The following is a 14,182-nucleotide window of genomic DNA, read 5'->3' as shown; positions in this document are numbered from 1 at the left end:
GTTTTCTCTGAATGCTGCGCTCGTGAAAAACGTTTTTTTAATAATATTACCTCGCCTATATATATAGGAAGAGAAGTGTAAGTAAAAGAAAAAATCATCTGCTCAGCGTATACCATCCGCCCAGCCTATACCATCTGTCCGTCATATGTCATCTGCCCGTCATTACTCAAGCAAAATTAATTGAAGGGGCAAGGCCATGCGCATAAATCAATAAGCCATATATATAATTTCGTTTATTACTTTAATTAATTTTGAGAAAAGGTTCACATGAGCGCTGATATGTGGTATAATAACAGTGAGTATTTGTAAATGAATACAAGATATATATACTATCAAAAGAGGGGGAGAAGTATGAAGAAGAATTTTACTTTTAAAAGAGCATTAACACTAGTACTTGCAGTGATGATGCTAGTTACCGCTATGCCTGTAGGCTTATTGGCAGAGACTGATTATAATTACGACAAATTAGAAAACAATAAGTCAAAAATTATTAATGGCAAGACGCCTGTAGATCCAGCTAAGTCGGATAATGCTGAGGAGCTAATTAAAAATCCGGATCAGCCAGCGATTTACACTTACCGCACTGACTATAAGGTGCAAAATGGCGATAAGTATGTGATTGACTATCAACCATACATCGCTAGTGTAGGTGAGGCTGCGACTGATGACGAAAAAGCTAAGGTTAAGAAGGAAATTTTCTTGCCTGATTTAGCTGGTTATGATAAGTCGCAATTAGATGACAGTTTTATGATTGAATATGATGCTGTAAAAGATGCTGCGAATGGAAAGAATGAAACTGGCGACGTTATCAATGGCAAGAGATATTCTGCAAGTAAAGACTTTAATTACAAGGCTAAACCAAATGAAATAAAGATCAAACATATATTCCAAACAATGGAGGACTTTGCTAAGTATACTAATCCTGATGGAACAATCACTTCTTTTGGTGAAGTTGATCCGAATACTAATAAAAAAACTGGTACTATAATAGACGAAAATGGTGTTGAAAGTAAAAATCAACCTGAAGAAGAAATCTATAAGCATGAAAAGATCACTACTCAAACAGGTAATACTGGTTCAACTATGGAAGTAAGTCCACTAAATGAGAATGATAGAAAGGGATATATTCCAGAAGCGCCTGCTATCACTATGCAAGTGCCTGAAGATGCCAATGACTTTGTACTTGAGTACCGTTATAATCTTGCGCACTATGATGTAGTTTTCGATACTAAGGGCGGTTCGCCGCTTTCGAATAGAACTTATTACTATAAGCAAGAGATTCCAAAATTAGCTAAGGAAGACATTCCTACAAAGATTGGCTCTAACTTTTTAGGCTGGATGCCGTCTCATGATTTAAAAACTACAGACGGACAAACAACTTATAAAAAAGGTGAAATAATTAATAAGGCAGATGGAAAGCCTGCTCTAGACCTTGATGTCAAGTTAGAGATGTCTGCTCTCTTATTAGGCCAGGATGAAAAGTCAAGAGAAAAGCTGACATTTACTGCAGTTTGGAAGGACAAGGAAAAGGCTGACTACGCAATACAGTTCTGGGTAGAAAAGGCTGACCATGCTGACGATGCATCTATAATGGACAAGTACGACTACATGGGCACTCGTGTCTATAAAAACCAAAAAACTGGTACGAAACCAAACTTGGATAGTGAGAGCCCAGGACCTGTAGTGATTGGAGAAGGTGCAGATAAGCAAGAATTTCAAGGCTTAAAATTCCCAGACCTGGACCAAGCCCGTCTAAATAAGATATGGAATAACGCAATATTTAATTTTGGCAAGAATCTTTATCTAAACAAATTCTTTGTCTACAACAAAAAACTTACAGATTCACAAAATGGGGACAAGTCTGTATCAGCAACAGGTAAGACTGTCTACAACATCTACTACGACAGACAAGTCTACGACCTATACTTTACTAAGTCCAATGCACAACCTGAAAAAAACACCATCTACCCTGAAATTTGGAAATATGACGAAAAGAAAGGTAAGGCAGTTAAAGTAGGTGGACCTGGCAATCCATATCACTACAAGGCTAGATTTAATGAGATGATGTATAAGTGGCCAAACGATGCCAAGCAAACAAAGGGCTTTACACCGGGATATCAATCCTTCGGCTGGGGACCAAACTATACTGTACCGAATTTTCCACTTCATTTAGACACTCCGCCTTATAGATTAAATGCCGATGAGTTCCTTGACATGGCTAATTACACTAATTGGGGCGGCTATGTTAAACATATAGATAAGGGCGACGGCACAACAATCGATTTAGATAGATTCGACTTTACAACCCTTTCCTTCGGTATAAAACAGGATAAGCCTTCTATACCTCACCACATGGACTTTTGGATGGACGGCTTTAAGGACGGCGAAACCATCATACGTTATGACCTTGTAAGAACCAAGGCGGATACGATCGCCTCAGACTATGGCCACAGATACCCGAAAGTTACAGGCTTTACCCCTCATGGCTATGAACCTAAAAAACAATGGCCGAGTATAAAAGAGGGACAGCAGGAAGATGGCCGCGTGGACGAAGATAGAATTAATGAGCTAAACGACGAGCGTGATGAAATAACACCTAACAATTGTGGGACATACTATAACAACAATGGTATAAAATTACCTATCGGTCAGTTAGACTTTATCCCCGTTTTCTATAGCGATCAAGACGATTATGGAGACGTAAAGGACGATGGTCAAGCATTTGAAGAAAATGGTTATCTACGCTTCGAATACCATCGTAATAAGTATCCACTAAGATTTAACTACGACCCGACTAAGATTAAGGACGATAGTGAGTTTAATAGCAAAAACCAATTAGATACTTTTTATGAATTTCCACTAAAGGTTTTAAGTCCTGATTTGGTAGATTCAAATCTAGATAGGGAAGACAGAGAGTATTTCAAAGACAATCCTAAGAACTTCCTAGATAATCCGGAAAATTTACAAAAATTAGGCCTTACAGACCTAGTATTTACAGATACTGATGGCAAGTTAAAAGTTAAAAGACCAGACAATCTTTCAGACCAAATGGTCTTCAAGGGCTGGGCACTAGACCCTGCCGGCACAAAACTTATTTGGGAAAATCCTAAGGAAACAATGCCTACTCATCCAGTGCATCTATTTGCCAAGTGGGGCGAACCAGACTATAAATGGAAGGTAACATTTGATCCAGATGGCGGAAAACTAAAGCCAATTAAGGAAGAAGAGATAACTACAAGCCGCAAAAAAATAAAAGAAGGAGACATAGGCCAAGAAGAAGAAAATACCTATGCAAAGAAAGAAACTAACGAAGGCGACAAGCAAGTCTTTACAGTGGTTCAAAGACAAAAGCTTGTAGAACCAAGGATCAAGCCTACAAAGAAGGGCTACGACTTCATGGGCTGGGAAGTAATTCGCTACAAGAAAAACGAAAAAGGCGATTACACAGACAAAGTTGACAATTCATACCGTGAAAAATATAAAGTTCCAGAGCTATATACTTTTGGTAACGATGTAGTATCCCCACTATATCTAAAGGCAATTTGGGTGCCAAACCAAAGAGTTGACGTAAAAGTTTATCATCACTTTTTAGATAAAGATTGCAAAAAGGACGGAGAGCCTCTTCTAGAAATACTAGAAGACAAGAGAGTTGGCTACTATACAGCGACTACAGCTGATCAACAAGGAGAAAAGTGGCTGCTTGCACCTCATGATGAATTGATGGCTTCAGAAGACGAAGATATCAAGCAAAAATATGAAGAATATAATAAAATTTTTGGCTTCAATAACAGATACTTCCAAACTCAACGTATAGAGTCAGAAAAGATTAAAGACGAAGACAAGTCAACAGAAGCCAAAATTGCATACAAAGACAATCCTAACTACAAAGGCAATGAATTCCACTTCTTCTACAGACCATTCAGACAACGTGAATACACTGTCAACTATCTTGATGAAAAAGGCAAAGCAGAAGTTGAAAAATTCTTTACGGATTTGGAACTTATAGATACAAAGGATTTAAAAGATAATGAACTTCTAGAAGCAAATCAAGCAAACAAAGAAAAGTTTGAAGCTAAGAGAACAGATTTAGAAAAAATCTTTAAAAAATATCAAGTTATAGACTCAGAAAACGTTTCCAACGGTAATCGTCACTACGACGCAAGAAACTACAGAGCAATACCTGGCTGGAAATTAACAAGCGACCCACAACAACAACTATTCTTCGATGTAAATGAAGAAACAAACGAATTCCTTGGCATCAATGGCACAGGCTCAGATCAAATATTCTTCTATTATAAAGACGTAAGAGTAATTGAAATACCAACTCCACCAGAGGGACAAAAAATTCCTGATCCACCAGAAGGTTATGTAAGAGTAACATTTAAGGCAGATAAGGGCGGCTCATTTGGTAAAGATGCTAAGGGTAATGACATAAAAGAACTTAACTATGATGTAATCAAGGGACTTAAGTCAGACCTACTTCCTGTTCCAAAAGAACTAGGAACAAAGGTTGATGGAACTCCTAATGACAAAGAAAAAGACAAGTACTACATCACTCCAGACAATGGCAAGAAGTTTACTAAGTGGGACGATAAAGCGTTATTAAACAAAAACACAATTATTGATAATGATACAAAAGACTTCTATGTATTTACAGCTTACTTTGAATGGTCAGGCCTAAGTGCAAAAGGTCTAGTAAGAACAGAAGCCTACAAAGATCCTAATGGCACTTGGACAAATGACTTTGCTCCAACTATTGACCAATTAAAAGCACAATTAGTTTGGAAGGAAAAAGGCGACGTAAAACCGCTTCCAAAAGGAACTGTAATAAAATTATACGATGACAAAGGCAATGAATTAACAACAGATGAGCAAGTCTATGAACTAGTAAATGAACAAAACAAAGCCGATAAAGAAGAGCTTGTTCGTACAGTAAATGTCAAAGCTAAAGTTACTTTCCCAGACGGAAAAGATCCACAAGAGCTTGACATACCTATAACTATTTACAAAAACGTTTACGAAGCGCTTAACAAAAAAGGCGACAAACCACTATTCTTAAGTGAAGCTGAAGGAAAGAAAGCAGAAGAAGGGGGTTTGAAGGACGTAACAGGCGATTACGTAATGGTCACTATTGCTCCAACAGGCGATATGAAGTCAAAGGACAACAAGGTTTACTATGTAAATAAAAAAGCTTGGGTAGAAATTCCAGAGCTTAATGCTGATGGCGCAAGACCACTTATCAATTGGACAGCTGATAAGGATGCCCAAAATGAAAATGGCGTATTCGATTTTGCTAAGCGTCATAAATTTACTGAAGATACAGTTATCAGCCCAAGATTCTCAAAAACTACTGAGCTTGTAGTTCATGAATCATACAAAGAAGGCAAGAACTGGATTAACGACTTCATTGCTACAGATCTTAAAGAAGATAAACTTAAAGCAGCCGTTCAAGTGCAAAATGGTAGCACCACAGCTTTAGGTGATGGCGATAAAGTTACTATAGTAGATGACGCAGGCAAGGAATATGCAGATGCTGACGCATTAAAGGCTGCCCTATATGAAAAGCTACAAGAACATAACGACGGCAAAGTAAGCAGAATTGAAAATATAAAGGTAAAAGTAAAATTTGCGAATGGAAAAGAACAAACACTTGATATACCGGTTAAAGTTATCAAGAACATCTACGAAGCAAAGACAGAAGAAGGCAAGCCAGACTACGTGCCAGATAACTATGTAAAGGTCACTCTAGATCCAACTACTAAGGCGAAAGAGCCACAAAAGTACTTCTACTATGTAAATCCAGCTGCTGAGGTTAAAATACCGGGCAAAAACCCTGAAGGCATTAAAGAAGCATTTACAAGATGGACAATGAAGGCAGACAGCGCAGCTGCAGATGAAGCGGGAACAACTTATGAGCTAGAGAAAAGACATAAATTTGCAGAAGCAAGCACAATTACAGCACAATACGAAGAAGGAAAAGTAAAAATTGTCTATCTTGATGAAAATAACAAGGAAATCGATGTTAAGTACCATATAGATGGTGTTGAATATCCAGCAGAAAAGTTTGGTAAGCTTGATGCATTCGTTACGGAAAGTGACCTTGGCGACGCTAAAAAAGTGGCTCCACAATTCAAGGGCTACATCTTTACTAGTAGAGATCAAACAAAGTCTGAAAAATATAAGGATCCGGCAGATCCTAAGCTAGATACAATAAAGTATCATTACTTTAAGAAAGTAACAACAGATGACAAATCAGAATCACTTGCTCATTTCCCAGTTGTATTTGATGCTAATACAGGTGCATTTAAAGGTGGAAAAGCAAAAGTTACTGTCTATGTATACTGTAAAGGCAGTGGTGAGACTTATGAACCTGTAAGTTTTGAAGAAGTAAGAGAAGCAGTAGAAGAAAAATATGGCAAGCCAAGTAAGGCAGATGAAACTTTCATAGAATGGCAAGATAAAGATACAAATGGAACAAAAGTTGACGAAGCTTATGTAATAAAACTTAAAAACCCAAATAATTGGGATGATGCGGAAATTTTCTACGCTCAATATGGCAAGGCAAGTGCGTTTATCAAATACCTTGACCTAGATGGCAAGGCTATAGCTGATAAATTTAAATTCCTAACAGATGCGGAAGCACAAGGCTTAGATGAAGACGAAAAGAAAGCTGCCTTGAACAATAAATATCCTACAGAAAAGGGCGGCAAAGCTGATGAAGCCATTGACAAAGACGTTTATACAGCTACAACAGCACCGAAATTTATAGGATATAAATTCAACAGAATCGAATTAAATCCAAAAGACGGTAAATATGCCCTAGACAATAAGGCAACTATCAAGATTTACTATGAAAAAGATTCTGATGTCATTCCGGCAAAAGATGGAAGTGGCAATGCAAATGAAAAACCAGATGGATACGTAGAAGTAAAATTCGTACCAACTGATAATGCAACAGACAAAGCAGAAAAGATTTTCTATGTAAATCCTACAAAAGAAGTAACAATTCCAATTGCAAATCCAGAAGGCGCTCAATACTTTACATTCAAAGAATGGAAGATGGGAGCAAATGCTGATGGAGCAACTTATAATCCAAAAACACCAAAGAAGTTTACTGATGCTTTAACTGTAATCACAGCGACTTATGATAGCTCAAAAAATATCATTCCTTACGATCCAAGTAAAACAGATCCAATGACAAGACCAGATGGTTACGTAAGAGTGACTTTTGCGGCAGATAAAGGCTTAAGCTTAACAGAGCAAAAAGCATACTATGTAAAGAAAAATGCAGGCATAAAGCTTGAAACTATTAAGAAAGATATAACAAATTATGGCTATCCAACTTATACTAAAGAAATTGGATATGAGTTTACTAAGTGGGATCCAGCTGACGATACTGAAATAAAAGGTGCTGATATAGTAGTTACAGCCAAAGCGAATGTATTAAAAGATGTTGATACAGAAAAGCACCCTGACTATGTAAAGGTAACTTTTGTAGCAGGCGATAATGGTGTAATAAAAGACAGTAACGGCAATAAGATAGACGAAAAAGTTTACTATGTAAATCCAAATAAGTACGTAAGCTTATCAGCGCCTACACCAGAAGGCAAGACTGGCTATGACTTCGCTGCATGGAGCAGCGATCAAGTTACAGGCGACTTTAGTCTAGCAAACTATATAAATTACACTGAAGATACAGTTATAACTGCAAATTTCAACCAAAAGGACGCAGTATATCCAAAACTTAAAAACGATGGATCAGATAAGCCGGCTGGCTATGTAGAAGTTACTTTTAAAATTACAGGCAGGGGCGGCAATATTGCTGACGGCGAAATTAAAACTTACTATGTAGATCCAAATAGACAAGTTTCACTTAAGGCACCTAAGAGAGTTGCTGACACAAGCTACATCTTTGATGGATGGAGACTTGTAGATAATATTACTGCTGATAAAATTAATCCTGCTGAGCAAAAGCAATATAAAAATAATACAACTATCTACGGTAACTTCACTAAGCTTAAAGACATCATACCAGCAACAAATGATGATGGTACTCCAAACTTGCAACCAACAGACTATGTAGCAGTGATATTCCTCCAAGGCGAGCACGCTAAAAGCATGGAAGGAAATGCAATATTCTATGTCAATCCAGAAGCAGGCAAGACTATAGGAGAAATAACAACTAAGCCTATTATAACACCTGATACAGGTTGGAAATACAAAGGCTGGGACGAAGCTGATACGACAAAGATAACAGATTACATGTTCGTAGTTGCAAAATATGAAAAAATTGACGATGTAATTGAAAAAATAGACGAAAATACAGAAAAACCAAAGGGCTATGTAACAGTAACATTTAAGGCAGGAGACAATGGTACGCTTGTGGGCGGAGAAAAGACTTATTATGTAAATCCTAATAAGTACGTTCAATTAACAGCACCAACACCAGTAGCTGACGATGGGTTTGTATTCGGATCATGGAAGAGCGATGGTAAAGTATCTAGCTTGGATAACTATATCAAATATGAGAAAGATACAATAATCACAGCAAACTTTAACGTAGAAAACAATGTTAGACCTAAGACAGATGATACCATTACAAAGCCAGAAGGCTTTGTAACAGTTAACTTTGTAATTGATCCAGCTACAGGAGGAGCGATTGAAACAGGAGAAATTATAACTTACTTTGTAAAGAAGGGTGAAGCAGTAACAATTAAACCACCAAAGACAGAAGCTCAAACAGGCTATGAATTTGATAAATGGGACAAAGACACTACAACTCCAACCGCCTATAATGATGAAGAAACAACTGTTAAAGGTAAGTTCAAAAAGCTAGATGATGTAATTAAGTCTAAAGACGGTAGCAAAATTAACGACAAGCCTGAAGGTTACGTTACAGTTCGCTTCCTAAGAGGAGAGCATGGCTATCTAGATGGACAAACAACATTCTATGTCAATCCAAAGGCAGGTAAGAAGATAGAAGATCTTAAACCTGGAGATATAACTATAGTTCCAGAAAAAACATATAAATTCAGTCAATGGGATACTCCATTGAATAAAGCTATAACTGGAACAAGTGATATAGATGTAACAGCAAAATACACACAACTACCAAATATAATCAAGGCAGGATCTACAGATACAGCCCCAGCAGGCTATGTAGTAATTATCTTTGAAACAGATGGTAGGGGTACAATAACAGGCAATCCAGCATACGAGAAAACTCCACCAGCAAAGAATGAAAGCGAAATAGTTTACTTTGTAAATCCTGATAAGGGCGTTAAACTTGCAGACGCAAACGCAACAGCAAGTCAAACACTATTACCTGTACCAAGCACTACTCCAAATGATCCTAATAAATATATCTTCGACCAATGGCGTACAAAGATCGACGAGGAAAATGAAATTACAAGAGGTAGGGTTCATATAGCGATGTTTAAGCCTAAGGAAGTTAAATTAACTTACGATAAAAACGGAGCCGATGTAACAGGAACAGTACCTCCAGTATTGACAGTTGATTATGATACAGATGTTAGACTTGCAGGCAAGGGCGATCTTGCTAAGAAAGACGCAAAATTCCTTGGATGGGAGATTGGCGATAAAACTTATCAAGCTGGCGATTTAATTAAATTAAAAGAAGATACTACAGCCATCGCTAAATGGGAAAATGATAAGAATATCATCTCATATGATCCAAGTGATCCTAATCCAATGCCAAGACCAGATGATACTTATGTAAGAATAACATTTGCGACTGAGGATGGATTAAGTTTAACAGCACAAAAAGCATACTATGTAAAGAAAAATGCAGGTATAAAGCTTGGCAATGCTGATCTTGTAAAACCAGGATATAAAGAAGGAACTGGATATAAGTTTGATAAGTGGGATAAAGAAGATACACTTGAAATTAAAGAGTCTGATATAACAGTAACTGCAAAAGCTACTAAGCTTGATACAGTTGTTCCAGAAAAAGATACTAATGGAACTCCTAATACTAAGCCGGAAGGCTACAAGGAAGTAGTATTTGTAGTTAAAGTTGAAGATAGAAATAAGGGTTCAATCGATGGCGTTGCAAAATTCTATGTAAATCCTACAGAATATGTGACAATTAACCCACCAGCTACAAAGGCTAATACAGGTTTTGAATTTGGCGCTTGGGATTACGATACTACTAGACCTACAGTTTATGATAAAGATAGAACAATTGAAGGAAGCTTTAACGACTTGGAAGCTGTAATTCCAAATAAAAAGCCAGATGGAACAGAAAACAAAAAACCAGAAGGATATAAGACAGTTACCTTTGTAATAGATCCGGCAACAGGCGGAAAGATAGCTGATAAAGAAGTTACAGTTTACTATGTAAATCCAGCTAAAGAAGTAACTGTTCCTCAACCAAAGACAGTAGCAGATACAGGCTACGAATTTGAAAAATGGGATCAAGATACTGTTAATACAGCTAAGAAGTATGCTGGTGACACAATAGTTAAAGGAAACTTCAAGAAGATTGACGACATTATCCCATCAATTGATAACACTGGAAAGTCAAATGCAAAACCAGAAGGCTACATTACAGTGACATTTGACAAGGGTGAACATGGTCAATTACGTGGACAGTTAGTTTACTATGTAAATCCAAAAGCAAATACAACTATAACTATTGCTGATTTAAGAAAACCAAAAGTTACAGCAGAAACAGGTTGGAAGCAAAAAGCTGGTGCAGATGCTTGGGACAAAGCTGATACAACACCAATAACAGGAGCAGAAGATATTGTAGTAACAGCCCAATATGATGATATTGACGATGTTGTTCCTAAGGATAAGCTTACAGGCGGAGAAAACGAAAAACCAGATGACTATATCACAGTTACTTTCTCTACAGAAACAAATGGTAAGATAAAGGGCACAACTGATACAACAAAAGTTGTTTATGTAAATCCTAATAAGGCAGTTGCATTAAAGGGCTTTGACCCAGATGTTACACCAAATACAGGATATGACTTTGCTGACTGGGATACACAAATTGCTAAGAAGATTCAATACAGTGACGGAGATACAATTAAGGCTCTTTATAATGAAAAAGATGATGTAATCCCTCAAGAAAAAACAGACAGCTCAGACAAACCAGCAGGTTATTTAACAGTAACATTTGACAAGGGAGATCATGGAACATTAAGCGGCAAAACTGTTTACTATGTAAAACCAAATAAAGAAGTAACAGTACCTGCTCCAGATGTTAAGCCAAGCGTTGGATATGAATTTGAGAAATGGGACAAAGCACTAACTCAAACATTTGCTGAAGACACAAAGATTACAGCAGGCTATAAAACACTAGGAGATATCATTCCTCAAAAGAAGACTGATGGTTCAGATAAACCAGATGGATACCATATAGTAACATTTAAGCCAGATGCTAATGGAACTTTATCAGGAAATACAGTTTACTATGTAAAACCTAATAAGCCTATAGACCTAACAGACACAGCAAAAGCTATTACTAAGAATCCGAACTTAGGATATACAGAAAAAGATGGCACATGGACACCAGAAATTACAAATAAGACTTATACTGAAAATGCTGAATATACATTTAAATTCAAAGCATTAGATGATGTTATACCAAAAACAAAAGATAATGAATCAGAAAAACCTAAGGGCTATGTAACTGTAAAACTTATTCCAACAAATAAAGCGACTGATCCGAAAGAAAAAGTTTACTATGTAAATCCAAAAGAAGAAGTTACTATCACAAATAAACCTGAAGGAAAAGAAATGAATATAAATGGAAATATATCTTCCTTCACATTTATAGGCTGGACAGTTATTAAAGGCACTGTAAGATCTTGGCCTGACGAATATATAAAAGACACATTTACACAAGATACAGATATCATTGCTAAATATGAGTTTAAGTGGATCAATATAATTCAAGAACCATTGCCAAAGGAAAATGCTGTTACAGCAAAGGGCGATTTACCAAATCCTGAGGACTTAATTAAGAATAAATTTGACAAGGATGACCCTAAAAATCCTAATAATCTACCTGATGGAACAAAAATAACTTATGAGGAAGAACCTAATGTTGACAACACAGGTAATGTAACTGCAAAAGTTAAGGTTAAGTACCCAGGCGGAGCAGATACTATAGTAGAAGTACCTCTTACAGTAGTTGACCACGTTGTTGAGCAATTTGGTAAAGACAAGCCACTTGTACCAGATAATTATGTAAAAGTTACAGTTGACACAACAGTTACAGCTACGGATAACACTTACTTTGTGAAGACTTTCTGGGTAAAACCAAATATAGATGTTTGGATACCTGTTAATATTCCAACTGGAAAAGAAGAACTTATTGATGGAATAATGAAAACAAATAATTTCATCAATTGGGCTTCAGATGATAATGGAAAAATGTATACAACAAATATTACTGATGAATTTACAAAAGATGAAACAAATATTACTGCAACTTATGAGTTCAATAAAAACATTGAGCCTAAAGGAAAAGAAAATCTTTGGTTCCCACTAAAGTCAAATCCAGGACCAAAGGAATTCATAGAGAATATTTATGATGACAGTGACCCTAATAATCCAGACAATCTTCCACCAGGAACAATATTTGAATTTAAACCTGGTACTGAACCAAATACAAGTAGTCCAGAACAAAGAAAAACTACGATAGTAGTAACTTATCCAAACGGAGAAGTAAAACCTATCGAAGTTCCTTACAAGGTTACAGGAGATGTAGTTGAACAAGAACATGGACGCGAAAAACCAACTGTTCCAGATAACTTTGTCTTAGTAATTGTTAAGAAGACAGATAAGGCTAAGCTTGATGTAAATGAATATGAAGAACAAAAATTCTGGGTTAATCCAAAAGTAGAAGTTACTATACCAGTTAATAAACCAAAAGGAATAAAGGATACTACAGATAACAGAACTTGGATCTTTGATTACTGGAAAGTTGATGCTGCTGATGGAGCTGAGTATAGAACTGAGATTAGAGATCAATTTACAAAAGAGACAACTATATTTGCAAATTACAGAAAAGACGATGTTCCTACACCAGATGCGGACTATGTAGTAACAGATGTAGGTGTGCTCCCAAGACCAGAAGATTACGAAAAGTATATTACTGGACCACAAAAAATAATAAGCACAACTATAAAAGAAGAGCCAGATGTATCTAAACCAGGACGTACTGAAGCGCTAATCGAAGTAGTATATGAAGACGGAACAAAAACTAAGGTATATGTAAAGGTTTATGTACAAGAAAGACAAGATAGACAATATCCAGAAATTATCTATAGAGATAGAATCGTGGAAAAAGAAAAGATCGTTGAAAAGATTGTTAAGATCAAAGACAACGAAAGACTTAAGGAACTAAGATATATGCAAGGCTACAATGGCAAGTTTAGACCATATGACGGACTAAGAAGGTCTGAAGCTGCTCAAATCTTAGCAAACGCACTTAAGGCTGACGGCTACGAATATGATCCATTCTACCCTATAAGCTACACAGACATTGGCGACACTTGGTACACAGAAGCTGTTAGAATAGTTTCGCAAGCGGGAGTTTTCCAAGGCTATAACGATGGTACTTTCAAACCAGAAGGTAAGATCACTAGAGCTGAATGGGTGGCAACGCTTAGAAGGTTCCAAGACCTAAAGAAAGTTAGTGGCAACGACATGGGCTTAAGCATGGGTCACTGGGCTACTGAAGAGATAGAAGCAGCATACCAAGCTGGCTGGCTAGATGTATACACATCGGGCATAGCATACTTTGATGCGAACGCTCCTATCACTAGACAAGAGGTAGCAGCTGTATCTAACAAGGCTTTCGACAGAGTTCTTGACAAGGCTTATCTAAATAGAAATGTTAACAACATGATACATTACAAAGACATCAATCCAAGCATGCCTCTATATGAAGACATCTTATGTGCAAGTAACACATTATTGACAGATGGAAGATATTATAAGGCCAATGCTATAGACAATGACACTTTAACATACAACATTATTACGGATGATCTGTTAATTTATCAAAAGAAGTTTCAGTTCTTTACTGAAAGATAAGCTTAAACAATAGAATAATATTTATACAAAGGGTGCGTATCAAGTGATATGCACTCTTTTTTCTTTTGCGTTAATATTGCGCCTAAGGATTGTTAATTTCATACAC

General features: G+C 36.7%; 1 protein-coding gene. It reads left to right on the top strand.

Going from position 1 to position 14,182, the window contains the following annotated elements; all coding sequences use genetic code 11:
- The first annotated feature begins 351 nt into the window (after nucleotides 1-351).
- On the top strand, nucleotides 352-14,076 hold the full coding sequence (locus AC1EJ0_RS04335) for an InlB B-repeat-containing protein (protein WP_480023276.1): 13,725 nt from the start codon (nucleotides 352-354) through the stop codon (nucleotides 14,074-14,076).
- The last annotated feature ends 106 nt before the right edge of the window (nucleotides 14,077-14,182 follow it).

The sequence above is a fragment of the Fenollaria sp. C0166D3 genome, assembly GCF_056590255.1.
Note: the sequence above shows the minus strand (reverse complement) of the source record. Positions and strands in the feature narration are given on the sequence as shown.